Consider the following 22,220-nt stretch of genomic DNA (forward strand, 5'->3'; position numbering starts at 1 on the left):
GCCGCCGCCCCGCCCACCAGCACCCGAGGGCCCACACAGCATTTCGAAGTGGGACCGCCTGGACACCTGACGTTCATTCGACCTGGCGCGGAATGTGGGTTTCCGCGAGCACGCTGCACCCGTGAGACGCATCCTAGGAATCGTCCTGGGCCTCCTCCTGATCGGCGGCGTGCTCTACGTCGTCGCCTTCCAGGGGCAGGATCACCCAGAAACCACGGCAACGAAGACCGTGCGTGGCGTCATCGGCTCGGAGAAGGCCGAATTCTTCCGCGACCCTGACGTCGTCAAGGCCCTTGCCGCCAAGGGCTACACCGTGAAGACGGAGACCTCGGGCTCCTGGGCGATGGACCAACTCGCCCTCAAGGAGTTCGACTTCGCCTTCCCCAGCAGCAGTGAACCGGCCAAGGAGGTCGCGGCCGCCGCCGGGCTCAAGGGAGCCCAGGAGACCAAGCCGTTCTTCTCGCCCCTCGTCGTCATCGCCCGCCCGGGCGCCGCCCGGGTGCTGGCCGACAACGGCCTCGCCCGGATGACCGGCACGAGCTCGGGGACCCTGCTCATGGGTCCCTTCCTGAAGGCCGCCGGCGAGGACCGCACCTGGCAGCAACTGCCCGGCTCAGCGGCCCATGCCGAGCTGACCGGCACGGTGTTCGTCAAGACCACCGACCCGGCCTCCTCCAACTCGGGCGCCCTCTTCCTCGCCGCCACGTCCAATGTCGCGAACGGCGGCACCGTGGTCGCCGACGACGCCGGCATCGCCCGCACCGCGCCCCTGATGCGCAAGCTGATCTCCGTCCAGGGCGCGCTGGAGCCCAGCACCGACGACCCCTTCCGGGCCTTCATCAGCGGCAGCGGCGAACCGCTGATCCTGGTGTACGAGTCCCAGGTGGCCTCGATGCTGCTGCAGAGGCAGGATCCGGGCGACATGGTCGTGCTCTACCCGGACACCACCGTCAACTCGGCCCACACCTTCGTGCCGCTGACCGAGCGGGCGAAGGAGCTGGGCACCCTCCTCGCCACCGATCCGAAGCTGCGCGAACTGGCCGTGCTCCGCGGGTTCCGCCCGCAGGAGGGCGTGGCCGAGTTCGCCGCCGCGACCGCACCGCACACCGCCTACCTCAACACGGGGCTGACCGGCATCCGCCAGGTCGGCACACCCACCGTCAAGATCCTGATGGCGCTGGCCCAGCGCGCCAAGGGCCAGGGGGACACGCCATGACACTGACACCGCCCGAGGACACGTCCTTCCGGCTGAGCCCTCCGGAGCCCGTCGCCCCGGTACGCAAGGAGCAGGCCGCCGGGCTGGTCCCGCTGGAGGACGGGGTCCGCGAGGAGATGGCCCGCCGGGCCGGGGAGTACGTCGGCTCGCTCGCCGCGATCGACGCCCACTCCCCGGAGTTCGCGCAGCGCATCGGGGAGATAGCCGGCCTCGGCTCGGCCGACATCCGCAGCGCCGCGCAGCAGTCCAACCGGATGCTGGAGCGGGCCGTGCGCTCGCTGGGCCCGGACGGCGGCGGCGACGCCCAGGCCCGGGTCGCCGGCTCGCTGGTGGAACTGCGGCGCACGGTCGAGGACCTCGACCCGCGGGACTCGCCCGCCAAGGGGGCGCGCAGGCTGCTCGCGAAGCTGCCGGGCGGCAACCGGTTCCGCGACCACGTGGCGAAGTACGCCTCCTCGCAGGCCACGCTCAACAGGATCGTGGGCTCGCTGCGCAGCGGCCAGGACGAACTGCGCCGCGACAACGCGGCCCTGCACACGGAGCGCTCGCGCCTGTGGGAGACCATGGGCAGGCTCCAGGAGTTCGCGGTCCTGACCGAGGCCCTGGACGGCGCCGTCGAGCAGCGGGTCGCCGAGGCGGAGCACACCGATCCGGGTGCGGCCGACACGATGCGGGCGGACGTGCTCTTCCCGGTCCGGCAGAAGCACCAGGACCTGCTGACGCAGCTGGCCGTGTGCGCGCAGGGCTACCTGGCGATGGACGTGGTGCGGCGCAACAACGACGAGCTGATCAAGGGCGTCGACCGGGCCGCGACCACCACCGTGTCCGCGCTGCGGATCGCCGTGATGCTGGCCTCGGCCCTCGACAGCCAGCGCAGGGTGGTCGAGCAGGTCAACGCCCTGAAGGGGACCACCGAGGAGCTGATCCGGGGCAACGCGGAGATGCTGTCCACGCAGAGCGGTGAGATCCAGCGGATCGCGGCCGATCCGGCGGTGGGTGCGGAGACCCTGCGTACCGCCTTCGCCCAGATCTACCGGACGCTGGACGCGATCGACACGTTCAAGGTGCAGGCGGCGGAGAACATGGCGGCGACGGTGGAGTCGCTGGCCGGGGAGCTGCAGACCGCCTCGGCGTACCTGGCCCGTACCCGAACCGCCGGTGCGCTCGACGGGGGTGCGCTGTGAGGGCGGCCGGGCGGGGCCGGACGGGCTTCGCGTTCGCGCTCGTCCTCGCCGTGTTCACGGCGGCGACGGCCTGCACCTCCGAGGGTGCGGCCGGGCCGGTGGAGACGGCCTACAAGGAGGGCACCCTGCGGGTGCTGGCCTCCAGTGAGCTCAGCGACATGGAGCCCGTGCTGAAGGCCGCGAAGGCCGCCACCGGGGTCACCGTGAAGCTCACCTGGTCCGGGACGCTGGACGCGGCCGAGCAGGTCGCCTCGGGCGCGGCGGACGGCAAGTACGACGCGATCTGGCTCTCTTCCAACGACTACCTGCGGCTGCGGCCGGAGGCCGCCGGGAAGCTCTCCAGCGAGACCCCGGTGATGTCCTCGCCGGTCGCGCTCGGGGTGCGGCCGGAGGCGCTGGCCCGGCTCGGCTGGAAGCCCGGGGAGGTCACCTGGCCGGCGGTGCACGAGGCCGTGGCCGCCGGGAAGCTGACGTACGGGATGACGGATCCGGTGCGCTCCAACTCCGGTTTCTCGGCGCTGGTGTCGGTGGCCTCGGGGCTGTCGGGCGCGCAGGCGGCGCTGAGCGACGCGGACGTGAAGGCGGCCGCGCCGCGGCTGAAGGAGTTCTTCGCCGGGCAGAAGCTGACCTCGGGCTCCTCGGGCTGGCTCGCCACCGCCTACGCCAAGCGCGGGGACGTGGACGCTCTGGTGAACTACGAGTCGGTGCTGCTGTCCATGAACCGGGACGCCCAGGGGGCCGGGGCCCCGCTGACGGTGATCCGGCCGCGCGACGGTGTGGTCACCGCGCACTATCCGCTGACCCTGCTGACCTCGGCCCCGGCCGGAGCACGTGACTCGGGGCGGGCGCTGGCGGAGTATCTGCGGGGCCCGGAGGCACAGAAGGCGATCACCGGGCAGACCTTCCGCCGCCCGGTCGCGGCCGGGGTGGCGCCGGCCGCCGGGCTGGACGCGGAGAAGCGCCGCGAGCTGCCCTTCCCGGGCTCGCGTTCGGTGGCCGACGGGCTGCTGGCCAGTTACGAGAACGAGCTGCGCCGGCCCTCGCGGACGGTGTACGTGCTGGACACCTCGGGTTCGATGAGCGAGGAGGACCGGATCGGGCGGCTGAAGTCGGCGCTCACCGATCTGACGGGCTCGGGGAGTTCGGGCACCGGGCAGCGGTTCCGGGACCGTGAGGAGGTGACGCTGCTGCCCTTCGGGTCGAAGGTGAAGAAGGTGCGGACGCATGTCGTCGAGGCCGGCAATCCGGGTCCGGCCCTGGACGCGATCCGGGGGGACGTGAAGTCGCTGGAGCCGGACGGGGGTACGGCGGTGTACGGCAGCCTGGAGGCGGCGTACCGGCATCTCGGCAAGGGGGGCGCGGACGCGTTCACCTCGATCGTGCTGATGACGGACGGCGAGAACACGGAGGGCGTCGGGGCGGGGCACTTCGACTCCTTCTACGCCGCCCTGCCGGCGGCGCAGAAGCAGACGCCCGTGTTCGCGGTGCTGTTCGGCGACTCGGACCGCAAGGAGCTCACCCACATCACCGAACTGACCGGCGGGCGGCTCTTCGACGCCACCGGCGGGAACAGTTCGCTGGCCGGAGCCTTCGAGGAGATCCGTGGCTACCAATAGGTCCCGCCGGATGCTCGGTTACCTGGAGTCGGGGAAGAACCTGACGGGTTCCGCCTGCGGTGTGGCCGGGGTGGGCCTCACCCTCGCCGGGGCGGCCGGCGCGTACTGGCCGGTGGTGGTCGCCGGTCTGTACGGGGCGGGCGCGCTGATCGCCCCGCCGGAGCGGGTGGCGCCGCCGCCCTTCGACCCGAGCGAGGAGGTCGGCGCGCTGCGGGCCGACTTCGCGCGGCTGCGGGAGTACCTGGGCGAGGTGGAGCTGCCTGCGGCGGCGGAGGGCCGGTGGGCCGGGCTGCTGGAGCTGTACGGGGCGCTGCTGGAGCCGATTTGGGTGGCGGAGGTCCTGGCCACCGAGCCGGAGGCGGTGCACGCGCTGTCCCGGGCGGTCCGGCGGGACGTTCCGGAGTGCGTGGACACGTACAACCGGACGCGCTGGTGGAACCGCCTCACTCCGGGCGGGGAGTCGCCGGAGCGCCATCTGGAGCGTCAGCTGGACCTGTTGTACGAGGAGGCGGAAAGCGTGACGGCGGACCTCCGCGAAGCAGAGGCCCGCCGTCAGCAGACGCACACGGCCTATCTGGAGGAGCGCGGACGCTCTTCCTGACAGGCCGGTGCTGCGGTGGGCGCCGCTTGGTCGGGGGCTCCCACAGCGGTGGGCGCCGCTTGGTCGGGGGCTCCCACGTTCATTGGCCCTTCTTCAGGGCGTGTCCTGGCTCAGCCCAGGCGCTCCACGAGGGCGTGGTACTGGTCCCACAGCTCCTTGGGAGTGTGGTCGCCGTAGGTGTTGAGGTGCTCGGGGACCAGGGCGGCCTCCTCGCGCCACACCTCCTTGTCGACGGTGAGGAGGAAGTCGAGGTCCTCGGCCGGGAGGTCGAGGCCGTCGAGGTCGAGGGACTCCTTGGTCGGCAGGACGCCGATGGGGGTCTCGACGCCTTCGGCGGTGCCGTCGAGGCGGCCGACGATCCACTTCAGGACGCGGCTGTTCTCACCGAAGCCGGGCCACACGAACTTGCCCGCGTCGTTCTTGCGGAACCAGTTGACGTAGTAGATCTTCGGGAGCTTGGTCTGGTCCTTGTCGGCGCCGACCTTCACCCAGTGGCCCATGTAGTCGCCCATGTTGTAGCCGCAGAACGGCAGCATGGCGAAGGGGTCGCGGCGCAGTTCGCCGACCTTGCCCTCGGCGGCGGCGGTCTTCTCGGAGGCGATGTTCGAGCCGATGAAGACGCCGTGGTTCCAGTCGAAGGACTCGGTGACCAGCGGCACGGCGGAGGCGCGGCGGCCGCCGAAGAGGATCGCGGAGATCGGGACGCCCTTGGGGTCCTCCCACTCGGGGGCGATCGTCGGGCACTGGGAGGCCGGGACGGCGAAGCGGGCGTTGGGGTGGGCGGCCGGGGTCTCCGAGGCCGGAGTCCAGTCGTTGCCCTTCCAGTCGATGAGGTGCGCGGGCGCCTCTTCGGTCATGCCCTCCCACCACACGTCGCCGTCGTCAGTGAGCGCGACGTTGGTGAAGACGGTGTTCGCGTACATGGTCTTCATGGCGTTGGCGTTGGTGTGCTCGCCGGTGCCGGGGGCGACGCCGAAGAAGCCGGCCTCGGGGTTGATCGCGTAGAGGCGACCGTCCTCGCCGAAGCGCATCCAGGCGATGTCGTCGCCGATGGTCTCGACGGTCCAGCCGGAGATCGTGGGCTCCAGCATGGCCAGGTTGGTCTTGCCGCACGCGGACGGGAAGGCGGCCGCGACGTACTTGGTCTCGCCCTCGCCGGCCGGCGGGGTGAGCTTGAGGATCAGCATGTGCTCGGCGAGCCAGCCCTCGTCGCGGGCCATGACGGACGCGATGCGCAGGGCGTAGCACTTCTTGCCGAGGAGGGCGTTGCCGCCGTAGCCGGATCCGTAGGACCAGATCTCGCGGGTCTCCGGGAAGTGCGAGATGTACTTGGTGGTGTTGCAGGGCCACGGCACGTCGGCCTGGCCCTCGGCGAGCGGAGCGCCGAGGGTGTGGACGGCCTTGACGAAGAACCCGTCGGTGCCGAGCTCGTCGAGGACGGCCTTGCCCATGCGGGTCATGGTGCGCATGGCGACCGCGACGTAGGCGGAGTCGGTGATCTCGACGCCGATCGCGGAGAGCTCGGAGCCGAGGGGGCCCATGCAGAAGGGGACGACGTACATCGTCCGGCCCTTCATGGAGCCGCGGAAGATGCCCTTCTCGCCGGAGAACATCTCCTTCATCTCGGAAGGAGCCTTCCAGTGGTTCGTCGGGCCCGCGTCCTCCTCCTTCTCGGAGCAGATGAAGGTCCGGTCCTCGACGCGCGCGACGTCGGACGGGTCGGAGGCGGCGTAGTACGAGTTCGGGCGCTTCGTCTCGTCGAGCTTCTTGAACGTTCCCTTGGCGACGAGCTCCTCGCACAGGCGCTCGTACTCGGCCTCGGAGCCGTCGCACCAGACGACGCGGTCCGGCTGGGTGAGGGCTGCGATCTCGTCCACCCAGGAGATCAGCTCCTGGTGGTTCGTCGGGATGGAAGTGGGAGCCGCGTTGTCGCGCGCCACGATTGCTCCTTGTTGAGGGGTGTGTTTGGTGTTTGCCCCGTGGGGGCTGCGACCCGGACGCTTCGCGCTCCGCTCATCCGGTGCCGACCGCACTCATCTGATCATCCGGTGGATGTGCGCATATGTCCAGAGGGCCTCTCACGTGAGCATTGCCACGTCCGTCAATCTTCCGTAAAGACGACTGACGGAAACCTACGGACCCGTAGGTAGCATGGCGCTCATGACTTCTGACCCCGCCGCCGTCCCGGCCGCCGAGGCCACACCGGTAGTCGAGGCCCTGGAGGCTGCCGAGACCGCCCTGGAGGAGAAGCCGCTGCTGCGCGGCTGGCTGCACCTCGGGATGTTCCCCGCCGTGGTCGTCGCCGGCCTGGTGCTGATGGCCTTCACCGACTCGACCCGGGCGCGGGTCGCCTGCGGGGTGTACATCCTCACGGCCTGCCTGCTCTTCGGCGTCAGCGCGGTCTACCACCGCGGTACCTGGGGACCGCGCGGCGAGGCCATCCTGCGGCGGCTCGACCACGCCAACATCTTCCTGATCATCGCGGGCACCTACACCCCGCTGACCGTCCTGCTGCTGCCGCCCTCCACCGGGCGGACCCTGCTGTGGGCGGTGTGGATCGCGGCCGCCGCCGGCATCGCCTTCCGGGTCTTCTGGGTCGGCGCCCCGCGCTGGCTCTACACCCCCTGCTACATCGCCATGGGCTGGGCGGCGGTCTTCTTCCTGCCCGACTTCATGCGCACCGGCGGGATCGCCGTGCTGGTCCTGGTGATCGTCGGCGGCCTCCTCTACAGCGTGGGAGGGGTCATCTACGGCATGAAGCGCCCCAACCCCTCACCCCGCTTCTTCGGCTTCCACGAGGTCTTCCACTCGCTGACCCTCGCGGCGTTCGTCGCCCACTACGTCGGCATCTCGCTCGCCGCGTACCAGCACTGACCCGGCCCGACCCGGCGCCGGCCCGGCGACCGACCCGGACCCCGCCGCCCTTCAAGGGCGGCGGGGTCCGGGTCCGCCACGGGCTCCGGCCTCAGCAGGCGTAGCCGTCGCGGTCGGGGTCCAGGCGCAGCGGATCGCTGCCGTTGACCTTGAGGCGCCGGGGGTACTTGTGGGCGGCGAGCCACTCGCAGCGGGCCTGCGCCGTCGCCTTCACCTCGGCCGGGAAGCGGGTCGGCACGCACACGTTGACCGTGCCGTAGTGCCGGTCGCAGCCGGCGACGCCGGACGCGACCGGGACGGAGTCCCGCTCGGCCGGGTTGGCCTTGGCGGGCCCCAGCTTGTCGGCGAAGGTGTGCTCGTGCGCGGAGGGCCGCTCCTGGGTGGCCGCCAGCGCGGACGGGCCGCCCAGGTGCACCCAGGTGGCGATCGACGGGATGCCGTTCGCGTCGACCGCGAAGAGCATGTACCAGCCGGGCGGTGCCAGGTTGGGGTTGCTGGTGACGTTCAGGTCGATGTTGTTCCCGTCGACGGTCATGGGCAGGTCCACGAACCGCTGGTTCGGGTCCGAGGAGTGGGTGACCGCTGCCGGACGGATCAGCTCCGCCTTGGCGACCGGCCGGTTGACGGTGATCCGCTGCGTGTCCCCGTACACCCACTGCGTGTCGATCACCGAGGTGATCTGCGGGCGGGCGCCCTTGAAGAGGTAGGGCGGGGTGTAGATCGACACGTTGTGGTTGTACGTCCCGTTGCCCGGGTTGTCGCCGACCGACATGACACGGCCGTCCGGCATCAGGAACGACGCCGAGTGGTACGTCCGCGGGATCGGGTCGGTGGCGAGACCCGCCTGGTAGGTGTTGGTCGTCGGGTCGAAGAAGGAGGCCTCGAAGACCGGGTCGGCCCGGTCGTGCAGTCCGCCGCCCGTCTCCAGCACCTTCCCGTCCGGCAGCAGCACCGCCGAGACGAACATCTTGCCCTCGGCTCCGGTCTGCGGCCGCTTGCCCTGCCCCTGGTCGACCAGCCCCTGCGGGATCGGCGGGCCTGCCGTGTATCCGGGGCTGGGCTGCTTGAGGTCGATGATGTCGGTGAGCCGGTTGGCCGCCGGATTGCGCTCGTTGTTGCCGCCGCCGATGGTCAGCACCCGCTGGTCCTGGGCCGGGGGCAGCAGCACGCTCGCCGACTCGTCCCGCTCGTCCTTGTTCCGCAGGCCCGGCACGTCGGTGACGGTGTTGGCGTCGTAGTCGTAGATCGAGGCACCGGTACCCGGGGTGCCGTTGCCGAAGGTGTGGCTGCCCGAGTAGAAGAGCCGGCCGTCCTGCATCAGGATCATGGACGGGTACAGGCCCCAGTACGACCAGGTCTGGTTGACCTCGTTCATCGGCAGCCACTTGTTCTGCGCCGCCGAGAACTTCTCCGCGGTCACATTGCCCGTCGAGTCCTCCTTCAGGCCGCCGAAGGAGATCACGTCACCGTTGCCGAGGATCGTCGCCGACGGGTACCAGTGCCCGCCGTTCATGTCGTTGGTCCTGGTGTACTTCTCGGTCGCCGGGTCGAAGGTGTAGGAGTCCTTCAGGCCCTGGTAGCCGATCTTCCCGTCGGCGGACGGATAGCCCTTGTTGCCGCTCATCACGAGCACCCGGCCGTCCGCCAGCTGCACATGGCCCGCGCAGAACATGTCGACCGGGGTCGGGATCGTCTTGAAGGACCCGTTCGCCGGGTCGTAGACGGCGGAGGTGAAGGTACCCGCGTTGAACTGGGCGATGTCGTTGCCCGAGCCCGCGATCAGCAGCACCTTGCCGTTCTTCAGCACGACCGCGTGCATCGAACGCACCGGGTTCTGCGCGGGGATCACCTGCCACCTGCCCTTGGCGCACTCCTCCGCGGTCCCCGAACACGACGGCTGCGGCGGGACGGCGGCCACCTCCTGAAGCGCGTAGTCGTCGGTGGTGAGCGTGCCCACCCCGTAGACCGACAGACCCCACGCGATCTTGTCGGTGCCCGGCGGAACGGGCGGCGTACGGACCTCCGTGCGCGCCCAGGCCGCGCTGACGGGCGGATTCTGCAGGTCGGTCCAGTACTGCCAGCCGGCCGTCGTGTCACGGCGGAACACGGTCACCGACACGTCCGGGGTGGTCGACTTGTACCAGGCGGACAGGTCGTACTGCCTGCCCGGCGTGACGGTCGGGGCGCAGGTGCTGTTCTCGGTGACCAGGGCCTTGCGGTCGCCGTCCACGCGGCGGGTGAGCGAGACCTTCATCGCCTTGGTGCCGCCGTGGGCGTCGGCGACGGTGGAGAAGGTGAAGTCGTTGTTTCCCCAGCCGGACCTGGACCAGCAGGACGGCATGTCGGAGCCGGGGGCTCCGGCGGTCTCGAAACCGGGATTGGAGAGCAGATTGGGCGGACCGGCCGTGGCCTGCTGCGGTGCGGTGAGCAGCAGGCTCGCGGTCATCGCCCCGACGGCGAGCAGGGCGGCCCGCCGCCCGGCCTTCCGCCGGATCGTCAGACGCATGGAAAGGTTCCCTTCTGTGCGGCTCAACTCCTGGTGTGGCGCGGCAGATAGACGAGGGCCTCGGTGGCCGCGAACCGCAGGACGAAGGTGGTCACCAGCGCCAGCGCGGTGGCCGGAAGCACCTCGATCCCGAACCGCGCGACGAACAGGGCGATCAGCGGGATGCGCAGCAGCAGATCGGCGTTGGCGAGCAGCGCGAAACGCCCGACCCGGTCCGCCCAGTGGCGGTGGCGGCGCCGGTCGCGGAAGAGCAGGGTCTCGATGAGCAGGAAGTTCCACAGGACCCCCGCCTGGTTGGCGACGATCTCGGCCGGCAGGTAGTGCATTCCGGCGTGGGTGAGCAGCCAGAGCGCGGCCAGGTTCGGGACGAAGCCGGAGAGCCCGATCAGCCCGAAGCCGATCATGCGGGCCAGCGGGGCGGCCGAGCGCAGCGAGGCGAGATGGGCGAGGAAGCGCATGCCCTCGCGGGCGGTGGACTTCGACTCCCCCGCGTAGCGGTCCTGGAAGACGAACGGCACCTCGGCCACCGTGCCGGGGCGGCAGCGCACCACCAGCTCCAGCAGGATCTTGTAGCCCAGGGGCTTCAGGGCTTCGGCGGTGACGACGGAGCGCCGCATCGCGAAGAAGCCGCTCATCGGGTCGCTGATCCCGCGCAGCGCGCGCGGGAAGAGCCCCTTGGTCAGCCAGGTCGCGGCGCGGGAGACGGCGATGCGGTAGCTCCCGGCGAGCCCGGCCCGGCTGCCGCCGCTGATGTAGCGGGAGGCGACGACGAGGTCGGCGCCGGTGCGCAGGCCCTCGCCGACGAGTTCGGGGACCAGGTGGGGCGGGTGCTGCAGGTCGGCGTCCATGACGACGATCCAGTCGGTGTCCGCGCGCTTGACCCCTTCGACGACCGCGCCGCCGAGCCCGCCGTCGGCCGTCTCCCGGTGCAGGACCGACACCGGGAAGGGGTGGTCGGCGGCGGCCTTCTCGATGACGGCGGGGGTGTCGTCCGTGGAGTCGTCCACGAACAGCACCTCGCAGGGCAGGTGGTCGGGGAGCGCGGCGGCGAGCCGGCGCAGCAACTCGGCGATGTTCCCGGCCTCGTTGAACGTCGGGATGACGAGGGTGACGCTGCCGGTCAAGACCTGCGGAGCAGTGAGCTCCGCATCGGCCGGGGCATCGAGGGACCTCAGGTCCTCGCTCATGGCGGCTCAGCTCCCACTCGTACGGCCGGCACCGCCGGCGCGGTCGGTGCGGTCGGTGCGGTCGGTGCGGTCGGTGCGGTCGGTGCGCCGGATCTCGATGCGGTCCTCGCCCGACCCGAAGACCGCCACCACCGCCGAATGCTCCAGTGCCGCCTTCACGTTGGGCAGGTTCACCGCGTCACGGCGCACGGTGGGCGAGGAGACCACGTAGTCGATGTCCTGCCAGCCCCGCGGCAGGGTCCTGGTGACCGCCGGGTCGAGGTCCGCCTTGTAGAACCAGATCGCTCCGAGGCCCGGCTCGAAGCCCTGGTGCACCGCGTCCAGCCAGAGCGCGTCGTCCAGCAGCACCCGGGTGTTCGCCGGATCGGCGACCTCGCTGCCGAGCCAGGCGGCGGCCTGCCGGTACGGGGCGTTCGCGTCCACCGTGAGCGCGGTGCGGTTGCCGTCGTACCAGCGCGGCAGCACGTACACCGCGGCCGACACCGCGAGTACGGCAATCAGCGCCCGGCGCGCCCACACCCGCGGCCGGGGCTCGCCGGGCGCGCGGCGGCGGCTCAGCACCGCGTGCGTGATGCTCGCCGCGCCCCCGGCGAGGACGAGCGCGAGGAACGGCAGCGCCTGGATCACGTACATCGCCGGCAGGTAGCCGGAGGGCCGCATCGCGACGGCCGCGAGGATCACGGCGGCGAGCGCGGGGCCGGCCAGCGCGCGGGCGGTGACCGACCGGCGGACGGTGGCCAGCAGCAGGACGGCGCCGGCCAGGCCGCCGAGCGGCAGGACGGTGTCGTAGTAGAGCCAGGACCGGAACACGCCGTTCGAACCGGAGCCGGGAGTGAGGATGAAGCCGGAACCCTCCCGGCCCATCTGGTAAGTGATGCCGTCGATGAGTGACACGTGTCCGGAGCCGGGCAGCAACTCGCCGTTGAGCAGGGCGTACAGCGGGTACGAGAGCCCGATCAGCACGCAGGCGGTGATCGCTCCGGTGACAGCGAACTTCCGGGTGTCGCGGTGGCTGTGGCGCCACATCGTCACCAGCAGCGCCGGGAGCACCACCAGCATCGTCTCCTTGGTCAGGACGGCGGTGGCGGCCGCCAGCCCGGACGCGAAGTGGTGCCACAGGTGGCGGTTCGGGGACGCGGCCAGGCAGAAGGCCAGCAGCATCCACATCACGGCGAGGTTGTCGAGGAAGATCTCCCGCTGGAGGACCACGGAGAGCGGCGACAGCCCGAAGAGGGCCATCGCGAGCCCGGCCGCCCAGCGCGGCAGCCACAGCCGGCGCGCCAGGACGTACAGCAGCACCGAGGAGGCGGCGGAGACGGCGAGCATCGAGAACCGCATCGGCGCGACGGTCATCCAGTCGGGCACGAAGAGGGACGGCAGGTAGGTCAGGGCCGCGACCTGGATCCAGCCGAGCGGCGGATGGTCGTACCAGTACGTGTAGTGGGCGAGGCCGTCGCCCTGCTGGACGGCCCACGCCTGGGCGAGGTAGGTGCCCTCGTCGTCGCTCAGGGTCGGGAAGTTCGTGATGTTCCAGCCCTGGACCAGCACGATCACGAGCAGCAGGGCGCCGCACAGCAGCAGGTCGGGGCGCGAGGAACGGAAGCGTACGAGCGGCCGGGCGGGGGCGCCGTGCGGTGCCGGGCGGGCTGCGGACGGGGCGGTCGCGCCGGCCTCGGCCGGGACCGTGGAGGTCGCGCCGGACCGGGGATCAGTGGCCGTGGGCAGGGTGGCGGTCACCGGGTGCCGTCCTCTCGGATCGCGACGGACACGGTGGACGTGCCGGAGCCGGACGTGGCCGAGGCGGACACGGCGGAGCCGGATGTGGCCGAGCCGGACACGGCGGGAGTGGACGTGGTGCCCCCACCGCTCCCGGTGTTCCTGCCGCGCTGGGCGGGCACGGTGGCGGCGCCCTCCACCGCGGCCGCCGCCGCGAGGTGCGCGCCGGTGTGGCTGGTCAGTTCCCACTCGTTGCGGCCGCGCTGCTCGCGCCAGACCGCGCGGATCGCGGCCCCGGCGAGCATCACCTGGTAGAACGGGCCCCCGACGACGAGCTTGACGTAGTGCACGAAACGGACCCGAAGCCCGTACTGGCGGCCGAAGTCGTGCAGCCCGACGATCTCGAACACGAAGGTCACCATCGCCGTGATCATGGGGAGGAAGGTGATGATCGCGATGCCCACCGGGACGTCGAGCAGGACCGCGACGGCGAAGTTGAGCGGGATGATCACGCCCGACGCCGCCTGCATGAAGGGCGTCATCAGCGTGTAGCGGGCCAGCCAGCGCTGGCCGCGCCCGGGCAGCTGCTGCCAGTCCTTCTTCCGGTACACCTGGAGGAACCCCTGGTTCCAGCGGGTGCGCTGCTTGAGCAGGCTGACCAGTGAGCCGGGCGTCTCCTCCCGGGTGACCATGTCGGAGTCGTAGGCGACGACCACCTTCTTGCCGACCGACGACAGCCGCACCCCGAGGTCGCAGTCCTCGGCGAGGCAGTTCTGGTCCCAGCCGCCTGCCTCGCGCAGCACCTCGGTGCGCACGAAGACGGTGTTGCCGCCGAGCGGGATGAAGCCCTTCTCAGCGTGCAGGTGCAGCCGGGAGCGGAACCAGAAGAAGTACTCCAGGCAGTTGCGCAGGCTGTACCAGCTGGAGTGGAAGTTGATCAGCTGGACCCCGCCCTGGACCACGTCGGCTCCGGTGGAGCGGAAGGCGTGGTCGACGTGGGCGAGGAGCTCGGGGTGGACCTGGTCCTCGGCGTCGAAGACCCCGACGATGTCACCGCGGCAGGACGGGAGGGCGGTGTTGAGGGCCTTCGGCTTGTTCTTCGTCTCGTGGTGGTCGACCACGACCCGTACGCGGGCCGGCGCGCGGGCGGCGGCCCGTTCGGCGACGGCGGCCGTCCCGGGGTCGTCGTGTCCGACGATCACGATGATCTCGTAGTCGGTGTGGCTCGACTCCAGCAGCCGGTCGATGGTGTGTTCCAGGACCGCCTGCTCGTGGCGGGCGGGCAGCAGCAGCGAGAAGGCGAGGCGGCCCTCCCCGTCGGGGCGGTCGAAACGCGTGGAGGCGAGCACTTCGGGGGTCCGCCACGCGTGCATCTGCCACCACAGCGTGAACGCGGCCATCCAGAAGAGCGCCAGGGAAATCACAGAAATGAACACAGATGTGTACAAAAGGTCCCCCACAGACCCGCCGCCCCCCGGCGGCGATCAGCAAACCCCCCGGGGGCTCACGGCGGGCCCCCCGGCCCGCCGCCCCCGCTTCCCCCGTGCGCGCACCCCCCAGTGCGCCGACTCGGTGACACCCGAAGCTATGAGACTAGGCAGTGAACATGACACCCAGCTGCACCGACAATAACGAGCACGTTTCTCAACTCATGCACGCGCAACCGGAATTGACGGCACTCCGGCCCCTTCAGGGACGAACCGCACCCAACTGCTCCGCCAGCTCGACCGGTTCCGTCGTAGGCCGCGCGCAGACGAAATGTCGACACACATACGCCGTAGGAAGGTCGCGTACGAGTGTGCGCTCGGCAAGAAGGGGGAACTCGCCTTCACCGCCGTCCGCCGCGGTCGGAAGGCCGACCGCCACCACCGCCCCAGGAGCCGTCCCCAGCAACGCGGTCCGGTGCAGCAGCTCCAGCGCCGGGTCCTCCGGATGACCGACGACCGCCACCTCACGCGGCCCGTCGAGGAGCGCCTCGGCCACCGACAGTCCGTGCCCGATGTAGCGCGGCACCCGCGGTCCGAGCGCGTGCACCACCCCGAGCGCCCGCTCCGCCGCCGTACGGTGCGCCTGCGATCCGGTGTGCGCCGCGTACGAGAGCAACGCCCCGGCGGCGGCCGTCCACCCCGACGGGGCGGCCGTGTCCGTCGGATCCTGCGGCCTGCGGATGAGCTTCTCGGCGTCGTGCGCCGTGTCGTACAGCGACCCGTCCTCGGCGGTGAACCGGTCCAGGACCAGGTCGGCGAGGAACCCGGCGAACTCCAGCCAGACCCCCTCGCCGGTCACGGACGCCAGCGCGAGGAAGCCCTCCGCCACGTCGCCGTAGTCCTCCAGCACCCCGTCGTTGGTGCCGACCTGGCCGTCCTTGCTGGTGCGCGACAGCCGCGCCCGGCCGTCCATGTGCACGCGCACCAGCAGATCGGCCGCCTCCGTCGCGCGCTCCACCAGGTCGGGCCGCTCGAAGTACGCCCCGCACTCGGCGAGCGCGGCGATCGCCAGCCCGTTCCACGCGGCGACGATCTTGTCGTCCCGCCCGGGCGCGGGCCGCAGCCCCCGCGCGGCCAGCAGCCGCTCCTTGATGCCGGCGAGCCTGCCCGCCTCCATCGCGGGGCCGTCCTGGGGCAGCTGCAGCACGGACGTCCCGTGCTCGAAGGTCCCCTCCTCGGTCACCCCGAAGCAGGCGGCGGCCAGTTCCCCGTCGGCCTCCCCCAGCACCTCGCGCAGCTGGGCGGGGGTCCAGGCGTAGTAGGCCCCCTCCACGTGCTCGCCGGTCAGCGGGTCCGCGCTGTCGGCGTCGAGCGCGGAGGCGAAGCCGCCCTGCTCGGTGCGCAGCTCCCGGACCATGAAGTCGGCGGTCTCCAGCGCGACCCGGCGTGCGAGACCGGACCCGGTGGCCCGCCACAGGTGCGCGTACACCCGGCACAGCAGCGCATTGTCGTAGAGCATCTTCTCGAAGTGCGGCACCACCCACTCGCGGTCCACGGAGTACCGCGCGAATCCACCGCCGAGCTGGTCGTAGATCCCGCCCCGGGCCATGGCCTCGCAGGTGTCGGCGGCCATCTGCAGCGCACCCTCGGACCCGGTGCGCGCGTGGTGGCGCAGCAGGAACTCCAGCACCATGGACGGGGGGAACTTCGGCGCCCCGCCGAATCCGCCGCGCGCCTCGTCGTACTCCCGCGTCAGCCCGAGCAGCGCCTGCGCGAGCCCCTCGGGGCCGGGGGCGCCGGCCTTCCCGTAGTCCAGCTCCCGCCCGGCCAGGTCCCGTACGATCCGCTGCGCGACCTCGGCGACCTCCTCGGGCCGTCCCACCCAGGCGGTCCGCACCCCTTCGAGCACCTGCATGAAGGAGGGCATCCCCTGGCGGGGCTCGGGCGGGAAGTAAGTCCCGAAGTAGAAGGGTTCGGCGTCGGCGGTCATGAAGACGGTCATGGGCCACCCACCCTGCCCGGTGGCGGCCTGGACGGCTTCCATGTAGACGGCGTCGACGTCGGGGCGCTCCTCGCGGTCCACCTTGATGTTGACGAAGTGCTCGTTCATGTACGCGGCGGTGAGCTCGTCCTCGAAGCTTTCGCTGGCGAGGACATGACACCAGTGGCAGCTTGAATAGCCGACGCTCAGGTGCACAGGCACCCCGCGCTCGCGCGCCTCCGCAAAGGCCTCGGGCGACCACGGCCACCAGTCGACGGGATTGTCGGAGTGCTGGAGGAGGTAGGGAGAGGTCTCGTTCGCGAGGCGGTTCGGCATGGGGTCCATCCTGCCGCACCGCCCGGCCCGTGCCTCGTTACCGGGCCGTCGGGCGGCCGGTCCGCCGACCTCGCCACGGCGCTCCCCGCGAGGGGAGGACGGACGGGGCCCGGCTCACTTTCCGAGGAGCGGGGTGAGGGCGGCGGTCCAGGTTTCGCGGGTGGTGGTCCAGGTGCGGGGGCAGTCCGCGCGGGGTGGTGTCGCGAGCTCCGGGTGGCGGGCGGGGTCCGCGCCGTAGACCGCGCAGCGGTGCGATTCCGCGCGGGCCGGGTCCGGGGCGTGCTCGTCGCCGGGGTCCGGGGCGGGGTCGGCCGCCGCCGCGAGGTCGTAGGCGCGGGCGGCGGTCAGCAGGGCGTGGTCGCCCCGCGGGTCGCGCAGGAGCATCAGCTGGGCGAAGCGGTCGGCGGCGTCCTCCTCGGCGCGGCCCCGGTCGCGGACGGGGAGGTCCAGGGCGTCGATGAGGGCGTGGCCGGCCTCGTGGTGGAGGGTCTCGCGGACGACCTCGGCGAGGGGTTCGTCCGCCGGGCGCCCGTCGGCCTCCTCGAACAGGTTCCGGTCCTCCGTCAGGTCGTCGTAGCAGAGCTCGATCCGGCGGGTCCTGGGGTCGTAGCCGCTGCCCTCGCCCGCGCAGGAGCGGGCGACGACCGTGATGCGGTGGGGGACGTCGAGGTAGGCGTTGAGGTCGGCGGTGACGAGCTCGACGAGCCGCGACCGTTTCAGGAAGTCGGCGCTTTCGCGGTCGGCTTCGGCGGGTTGCTCGTGACGCGATACGAATCCCCGCTCGGGCGGCGGGAGTTCACATGCGGCCAGGGCCGCGAGCAGCGCCGTCGCGCACAGGGCCGACACCAGAGCGGTGCGTGAGCGACGTAGCGTCATGTTGCCCTCCGGATATGCCAGTTGACTCATTTCGACCCGACTGTAGGAGAGAGTGCGCACTTCCCTCTGAACTAGCTCAGATTCCCTCGCGCTCGGCGGAGTCCCGCAGGACACTTGGGGCTCGTTGCCGGAGCTCTCTGAGGGGGATGCCGATGCGTGACAGCCATCGCGGTGAGGCCGAGCGGCTGTTGGAGCGGGCCGTGGACGAAGCGGCGCAGCGGGGAACGGGTACGGGCATCGACCGGTCGACGCTGCTGGAGCGGGGCCGGGAGGCGCTGGACGCGCTCGCCGCGAGCGCGGCGCCGGAGTACGAGGCGTACGTACGGGCCCTGGACGAGGCGGCGGCCGGGGACCAGTCGCTCGGCGAGGCCCTCCGGCAGGGCAACCACTCCACGGCGCTGCTGGTGACGGCGGTGGCGGCGGCCACGGCCGTGGGGGCGGACCTGTCGCTGGGGGTCGCGGCCGGTACGGCGCTGACCGCGGGGGCCGTGGTGGGGATCTCCGGGGCGGTGGCGACGGTGGTGAAGGTGACGGCGCTGCACCTGCCGGCCGCGAACCGGCGGGCCGGTGAGCGGGGCCGGCCGGGCGGGCCGGAGCAGTTGAGGCTGCAGTGGCTGTCGGCGCTGGAGGTGCGCGGGATACGGCCGTTCCTGGAACAGCAGCGCACGGTGGCCGCGGCGGCGCGGGCGGCCCGGCCCGTCGCCCGGCCGGCGGCGGCGGTACGGACCGCTCCGCGGCTGCGGGGGACGGACCGCAGTGCGGAGGCGCGGCGGCGCAATGCGCTGGAGCACTCCTTCGAACAGCTCCCGGCTCCGGCGCAGGTGTTCGCGGGGCGGCGGTCCGAGCTGACACGGATCGCGCAGTGGGTGCAGGCGGCGCGGGCGAGTACGGAGACCCGGCCGGTGGTGGTGGTACTGCACGGCGAGCCGGGGGTGGGCCGTACGGCGCTGGCGCTGCGGGCGGCGCACGCTCTGCGGGACCAGTTCCGGGGTGCGTGCCTGGTGGACCTGCGGGGCGGTTCGGCCGGCGAGGCGTCCGGGGCGGCGCCGCTGGCGACGCGGGAGGCGCTGCTGCACCTGATGAACCGGCTGGGCGCGCCCCGCGAGCAGTTGCTGTTCCGGGAGGGCGCGTCGGCGGAGCAGCAGGTACGGCGCCTGGGCGAGCTCTACCACCAGCATCTGCAGGGGCTGCCGGTGACGGTGCTGCTGGACGACGCGGTGGACGCGGCGCAGGTGCGGATGCTGGTTCCGGAGCGTTCCGAGAGCCTGGTCCTGGTGACGGCGCGGGAGCCGTTGGAGCTCCCGGCGGATCTGGCGGCGTGGGTGCACCAGCTGCCGGTGGAGCGGTTGGCGCGGGAGGAGACGGCGGAGCTGCTGCGGGCGGTGCGGCCGGATCTGGCGGAAGAGGACGCGGCCGCGGTGGTGGAGCTGAGCGGCGGGCTCCCGCTCGCGCTGCGGTTGATGGCTCCCTCGGCGGGCGAGGGGCGGGCCCCGGCCGGCGGGGCGGCGGCCCCGGTGGAGGCGGCGCACCCGGTGGAGGCGGCGCACCCGGTGGAGGCGGCGCACCCGGTGGAGGCGGCGCTGCGGGCGGCGGACGCGCGGCTGGCCGAGCCCGCCCGGCAGCTGCTGCGGCGGCTGCCGCTGGCGGGGCGGGCGTCGCTGGGTGGTGCGGCGGCGGCCGCGCTGGCGGACGTACCGGAGGCGGCGGCACTGCGCACGCTGGAGGAGCTGTGGGAGGCCGGGCTGATCGAGCGGGTGCGCGGCCAGCGGTTCCGGATGCACGACGCGGTGCGTTCGTACGCGGCGGCGCGGTCGGCGGCGGACGAGGACCGGGCGCAGGCCGCGGCGGCGCACGAGCGGCTGATCCGCGACTACGCGCGGCTCGCGGACTCGGTGATCCGGATGGTCGACGGGAAGATGTCGACGCGGGCGAACACGTTCCTCAAGGGTCCTGTCGGGGGGCACGGTTTCACCTCGCTGGATGCGGCGCTGCGCTGGCTGGACGACGAGTCGAGCTTCATCACGGCGGCACTGCGGCATTCGGAGGGGGTGGATCAGCAGGCGGTGCTGGATCTGCTCGGTGCGCTGTGCGACTTCTGTCTGCTGCGCGGGGACCTGTACCGGCTGGGTGAGATCGATGAGCTGACGCAGGTGGTGGCGGCGGGGCAGAACGGGGTGAAGGGGCAGCAGGGGCGGCTGGTGCGGTCCGTGCAGTGGCGTACGGGTATCGCGGCGCGCCAGCTGGGCGAACTGGACAAGGCCCGGACGACGCTGGCTTCGGTGGTGGACCAGTACATGGAGGCCGATCAGGAGGCCGCGGCGGCGATGGCCCTGGTGTCGCTCGGCATCACCCTGCACCACCAGGGCAATCTCCCGGAGGCGGCGGTGCGCATCCGGGAAGCGCTGGTGCTGCAGGAGCCGGCGGAGCTGGCGGGCGACCGGGCGTGGGGGCTGCACGCGCTGGCGGCGGTGGAACGGGACCGGGCGCACCTGGCGGAGGCGGCGCGGCTGCTGGAGACCTCGCTGGCGCTGCACCGGGAGAGCGAGAGCGTGCACGGGGAGGCCTGGGCGCATTTCCAGCTGGGTCAGGTGCAGCTGCGGTTCGGGGACGTGGAGCGGGCGGAGGTGGAGCTGCGGCTGGCGCTGGACCTGTACGGGCGTACCCGCGACGACCGCGGTGAGGCCTGGGCACTGACGCAGCTGGGCCGGGCCCGGGTGGTGGACGGGGATCCGGGACCGGCGGTGGAGGGGCTGCGGGAGGCGCTGGCCCGGCACCGGGAGGCGGAGGACGCGCGCGGCGAGGCGTGGACGCAGTACTACCTCGGGCAGGCGCTGGAGGTGGGTGGCGAGCGCGACGAGGCGGTACGGGAGCTGGAGCGGGCGCGGACGATGTTCTCGCGGATGCGGGACGTGTACGGGCTGGCGTACGCCCGCCACCACTCGGGCCGGGTGACGCGGGACCAGCGGGCGGCGCAGACGGGGAACCTGCGCAACTCCGGCTTCGCCCGTCAGCTGCTGGTGGACGCGCGGGCGGACTTCCGGCGGATCGGGCTGGCGCACGGCGAGGCGTGGACGTGCCTGGAGCTGGCGCTGATCGACGCGGGCAACGGCCGGCTGTCGCAGGCGCTGGGGCTGTGCGAGGAGGCGGTGCGGCTGTTCATCTCGTACGGGGACCGGCGCGGGGAGGACTGGGCGCGCTTCCTGCGGTGCACGATGCTGCCGTACGCGGTGCCCGCGGCGCCGGAGGAGGCCCGGGCGGAGCTGGGGCGGCTGGCGCAGGCGCCGCATCCGGCGCGGGACGGCCGGCTGGAGGACTGCCTGGAGACCTACGGGGTGATCCTGGGCCGGGGGGTGGACCCGGCGGAGGGCTGGCAGGCGTGGCGCCTCGGCCTGATCCCGAACCTGCACTCCCGCGAAATCATGGGAGTGCCCCGCCCCTGACCCGGCCGCGGGGCCGGCGTGGCCCCGGGGCGGGCGGGCGCGTGCGGGAGCCGCCGCCCCGGCCGGGGACGGCGGCGTTCGCGTGGGAGGGCCCTACGGGGCCCGGGTGCCGTCCGCGCCGGGGGCCGCCGGGGCGGCCGGCTCCGGGGCCTCCTCGAAGTTCACGCGGCCCATGTGCCGGTTCATGGACTTCATCAGGGCCCACACGCCGATGGCGAGGGCCGCGAACACGATGAAGCCCAGGATTCCGGGCGTCACCTTGTTCTTGTCGAAGGTGTCACCCGCCAGCGGAAGGAGCTGGGTCAGTGCTGCCTGCGTAGCGCTCATAGCTACGCATTCTCCCGGATGCCCGCGAAGAGGTCGGACTCGGGGAGGGAGGTGTCGACGAATGACTTCGCCAGCTCGTACTCCTCGGTGGGCCAGACCTCCTTCTGGATGTCCATCGGGACGCGGAACCAGCCGCCGTCCGGGTCGATCTGCGTGGCGTGCGCGATGAGCGCCTTGTCACGGATCTCGAAGAAGTCGGCGCAGGGCACGTGGGTGGTCAGGGTCCGCTCCTTGCGCGAGAACTCCTTCCACCGTTCCAGCCACTCCCCGTAGGGGGACTCCAGGCCGCGCGCGAGCAGCGCCTCGTGGAGGGCGATGGTGCGCGGCTTGTTGAAGCCCTGGTTGTAGTAGAGCTTCTGCGGCTGGTAGGCCGGGCCGTACTCGCTCTCCGGGTACTTCTCGGTGTCGGCCGCGCTCTCGAAGGCCAGCATGGAGATCGTGTGGGTCATGATGTGGTCGGGGTGCGGGTAGCCCCCGTTCTCGTCGTAGGTGGTGATGACCTGCGGCTTGAAGGCGCGGATCTTCTTCACCAGCTCGCCGGCGGCCTCGTGGACGTCCGCGAGCGCGAAGCAGCCCTCGGGCAGCGGGGGCAGCGGGTCGCCCTCGGGGAGGCCGGAGTCCACGTAGCCGAGCCATTCCTGCTGGATGCCGAGGATGTCGCGGGCCTCGTCCATCTCCTTGGCGCGGACCTCGTGGATGTTCTCCTCGATGTACTTGTCGCCCTGGAGCTTGGGGTTCAGGATCGAGCCGCGCTCGCCACCGGTGCAGGTGACCACCAGCACGGGGACCCCCTCGGACACGTACTTGGCCATGGTGGCCGCGCCCTTGCTCGACTCGTCGTCGGGGTGGGCGTGGACGGCCATCAGTCGAAGCTGCTCGGTCAAAACAGGATCCTCTGCGATTCGGCGCGACACTCAGCTCCTATAGTGACCG

Annotated in this window: 15 protein-coding genes; 6 read left to right on the plus strand and 9 right to left on the minus strand. The window is 71.9% G+C overall.

What is annotated here, in order from left to right:
* Window positions 1–121: 121 nt before the first annotated feature.
* From Sspor_RS17490 to Sspor_RS17505, 4 genes are read left to right on the plus strand one after another with little or no spacing between them, the layout of a single operon-like run.
* A complete protein-coding gene (locus Sspor_RS17490) occupies window positions 122–1,216 on the plus strand; it encodes a substrate-binding domain-containing protein (RefSeq protein ID WP_237403905.1) in 1,095 nt (364 codons plus the stop codon).
* Window positions 1,213–2,400, plus strand: coding sequence for a toxic anion resistance protein (locus Sspor_RS17495; RefSeq protein ID WP_202199985.1), 1,188 nt, complete (start codon window positions 1,213–1,215; stop codon window positions 2,398–2,400). The genes Sspor_RS17490 and Sspor_RS17495 overlap by 4 nt, the downstream gene beginning before the upstream one ends.
* Window positions 2,397–4,016: a substrate-binding and vWA domain-containing protein gene (locus tag Sspor_RS17500; protein WP_202199986.1), complete on the plus strand. Its 1,620-nt coding sequence runs from the start codon at window positions 2,397–2,399 to the stop codon at window positions 4,014–4,016. Before Sspor_RS17495 ends, Sspor_RS17500 begins: the two co-directional genes overlap by 4 nt.
* Window positions 4,003–4,617, plus strand: a complete 615-nt coding sequence (locus tag Sspor_RS17505) for a hypothetical protein (RefSeq protein WP_202199987.1) — start codon at window positions 4,003–4,005, stop codon at window positions 4,615–4,617. Before Sspor_RS17500 ends, Sspor_RS17505 begins: the two co-directional genes overlap by 14 nt.
* Window positions 4,618–4,727: 110 nt before the next feature.
* Here the strand turns inward: Sspor_RS17505 and Sspor_RS17510 are convergent, their stop codons facing one another.
* Window positions 4,728–6,557 (minus strand): phosphoenolpyruvate carboxykinase (GTP), encoded by a 1,830-nt coding sequence (locus tag Sspor_RS17510; RefSeq protein WP_202199988.1) that lies wholly within the window; start codon window positions 6,555–6,557, stop codon window positions 4,728–4,730.
* Between the two features lie 220 nt (window positions 6,558–6,777).
* On the opposite strand from Sspor_RS17510, the gene trhA reads away from it, so the two are divergent.
* On the plus strand, window positions 6,778–7,491 hold the full coding sequence (gene trhA, locus Sspor_RS17515; RefSeq protein WP_202199989.1) for a PAQR family membrane homeostasis protein TrhA: 714 nt from the start codon (window positions 6,778–6,780) through the stop codon (window positions 7,489–7,491).
* Window positions 7,492–7,582: 91 nt separating this feature from the next.
* Here the strand turns inward: trhA and Sspor_RS17520 are convergent, their stop codons facing one another.
* From Sspor_RS17520 to Sspor_RS17545, 6 genes are all read right to left on the minus strand, one after another.
* Window positions 7,583–9,997: a galactose oxidase family protein gene (locus Sspor_RS17520; protein ID WP_237403906.1), complete on the minus strand. Its 2,415-nt coding sequence runs from the start codon at window positions 9,995–9,997 to the stop codon at window positions 7,583–7,585.
* Between the two features lie 23 nt (window positions 9,998–10,020).
* The gene (locus tag Sspor_RS17525) at window positions 10,021–11,184 is read right to left on the minus strand and encodes a glycosyltransferase (protein WP_202199990.1); all 1,164 of its coding nucleotides are present in this window, start codon (window positions 11,182–11,184) and stop codon (window positions 10,021–10,023) included.
* Between the two features lie 6 nt (window positions 11,185–11,190).
* The gene (locus Sspor_RS17530; protein WP_202199991.1) at window positions 11,191–12,921 is read right to left on the minus strand and encodes an ArnT family glycosyltransferase; all 1,731 of its coding nucleotides are present in this window, start codon (window positions 12,919–12,921) and stop codon (window positions 11,191–11,193) included.
* A complete protein-coding gene (locus tag Sspor_RS17535) occupies window positions 12,918–14,348 on the minus strand; it encodes a glycosyltransferase (protein ID WP_237403907.1) in 1,431 nt (476 codons plus the stop codon). The genes Sspor_RS17530 and Sspor_RS17535 overlap by 4 nt, the downstream gene beginning before the upstream one ends.
* Window positions 14,349–14,589: 241 nt before the next feature.
* Window positions 14,590–16,644: a thioredoxin domain-containing protein gene (locus Sspor_RS17540; protein ID WP_202199992.1), complete on the minus strand. Its 2,055-nt coding sequence runs from the start codon at window positions 16,642–16,644 to the stop codon at window positions 14,590–14,592.
* A gap of 114 nt (window positions 16,645–16,758) precedes the next feature.
* Window positions 16,759–17,550: a DUF4344 domain-containing metallopeptidase gene (locus tag Sspor_RS17545; RefSeq protein ID WP_202199993.1), complete on the minus strand. Its 792-nt coding sequence runs from the start codon at window positions 17,548–17,550 to the stop codon at window positions 16,759–16,761.
* 122 nt (window positions 17,551–17,672) lie between these two features.
* On the opposite strand from Sspor_RS17545, the gene Sspor_RS17550 reads away from it, so the two are divergent.
* On the plus strand, window positions 17,673–20,960 hold the full coding sequence (locus Sspor_RS17550; RefSeq protein ID WP_202199994.1) for a tetratricopeptide repeat protein: 3,288 nt from the start codon (window positions 17,673–17,675) through the stop codon (window positions 20,958–20,960).
* A gap of 93 nt (window positions 20,961–21,053) precedes the next feature.
* On the opposite strand, the gene Sspor_RS17555 is transcribed toward Sspor_RS17550, so the two are convergent.
* Together Sspor_RS17555 and mca are read right to left on the minus strand one after the other, a co-directional pair.
* On the minus strand, window positions 21,054–21,287 hold the full coding sequence (locus Sspor_RS17555; protein ID WP_202199995.1) for a hypothetical protein: 234 nt from the start codon (window positions 21,285–21,287) through the stop codon (window positions 21,054–21,056).
* A 2-nt stretch (window positions 21,288–21,289) separates the two neighbouring features.
* The gene (gene mca / locus Sspor_RS17560; RefSeq protein WP_202199996.1) at window positions 21,290–22,171 is read right to left on the minus strand and encodes a mycothiol conjugate amidase Mca; all 882 of its coding nucleotides are present in this window, start codon (window positions 22,169–22,171) and stop codon (window positions 21,290–21,292) included.
* Between the last annotated feature and the right edge of the window lie 49 nt (window positions 22,172–22,220).

The sequence above is a fragment of the Streptomyces spororaveus genome (assembly GCF_016755875.1).
Lineage (GTDB): Bacteria > Actinomycetota > Actinomycetes > Streptomycetales > Streptomycetaceae > Streptomyces > Streptomyces spororaveus.